The sequence below is a fragment of the Rhizobium sp. FKL33 genome (assembly GCF_005222915.1).
In the GTDB taxonomy this organism is placed as follows: Bacteria; Pseudomonadota; Alphaproteobacteria; order Rhizobiales; family Rhizobiaceae; genus Rhizobium_E.
This window is the reverse complement of sequence record NZ_STFX01000032.1, coordinates 1-1285: the sequence shown is the minus strand read 5'-3', so window position 1 is coordinate 1285 and position 1285 is coordinate 1. Positions and strand designations below refer to the sequence as shown.

At 63.0% G+C, this 1285-nt stretch carries 1 protein-coding gene; it reads left to right on the top strand.

Going from position 1 to position 1285, the window contains the following annotated elements:
- The first annotated feature begins 103 nt into the window (after window positions 1–103).
- The gene (locus tag E8Q41_RS20070) at window positions 104–1270 is read left to right on the top strand and encodes an IS4 family transposase (protein WP_137157349.1); all 1167 of its coding nucleotides are present in this window, start codon (window positions 104–106) and stop codon (window positions 1268–1270) included.
- Window positions 1271–1285 lie beyond the last annotated feature (15 nt).

Below are 1285 nucleotides of genomic sequence, written 5' to 3'. Positions count from 1 at the left end.
CCACTGCTGTCCGGTTTAAATTTCTGGACAAGGCGCATGACATTGATTCTACTCGGTTTCAGACGTTTCGCGGCGTTCTGGACACCAAGTGGAGCTCAATGTCATGCGGCATGAGAATAGCGTTTTTCACCAGCTTCAACAGCATATTCCCTGGGCATTGTTCGATCGGCTTGTGGATGAACACAAAGCCGACCGGCGCGTCCGCAGACTGACGACCAAGAGCCAGTTCCTGGCGCTGCTGTTCGCCCAGTTGGCGGGCGCGGTCAGCCTGAGGGAGATCGAGGCGGGGCTGGCCAGCCAGAAGACGCGGCTTTACCATGTCGGCGGACGCGCGATTGCCCGCGCCACGCTCGCCGACGCCAACGCCAAACGGCCTGCGGCTCTTTTCGCCGCCTTGTTCTCCCACATGGCCGAGACCGCCTCCCGACGCACCCGCCGTCATATGCGCGACGGCGTCCGCCTCATCGACGCCACCCGCATCAAGGTCTCTTCGCTCTGCGGCGGTTGGGCCGACATGATCGGCGGCAAGCAGGCGATCAAGGTGCATGTCACCTATGATCCGCTCGCCGATGCGCCCGTGGACGCCGCGATCACCGGCCAGAAGACCAACGACATTCTGCCGGCACGCGATGCGACGATCCTTCCCGGCGTCACCTATGTCTTTGATCTCGCTTACTATGACTTCGGCTGGTGGGCGAAGATCGATCAGTGCGGCGCCCGCTTCGTCACCCGGCTGAAGACCAACACGCCTGTCGCGGTCAGCCGGGGAACACGCTCTCGCAAGCCTCGTCGCAATCGTGAGGCCATCATCGCCGACGCCATCGGGCGTCTGCCCGAGCGCCTGGCCAGCTGCCGCCGCAATCCCTACCAGGACCCGGTGCGCGTCGTCACCATCCAGCTGTCCACCGGCAAGATCCTGCGGCTCGTGACCAACGATCTCGACGCGCCGGCCGAGGAGATCGCGGACCTCTACAAGCAGCGTTGGCAGATCGAACTCTTCTTCAAATGGATCAAGCAGAACCTCAAGATCCGCCACTTTCTCGGTCGGTCCGAGAACGCCGTGCGCATCCAGATCTTCGTGGCGCTGATCGCCCATATCCTGTTGCGTCTGGGCCAATCCCGGCAGCACGCGATCCGTCAACCGCTCGCCTTCGCGCGTCTCGTGCGCCTCAACATCATGGAAAGACGCAATCTCGCCGCCCTCAAATCACCCCCGGAACCGCCGCCCCGAGACCCGCGACAGTTGGCTTTGCCACTGCCGCTGAGCTGAACCGGACAGCAGTGG

Bases quoted from the DNA above. Each gene is read 5' to 3' on its own strand.
- E8Q41_RS20070 (WP_137157349.1), top strand. From the start codon at position 104: ATGCGGCATGAGAATAGCGTTTTTCACCAGCTTCAACAGCATATTCCC.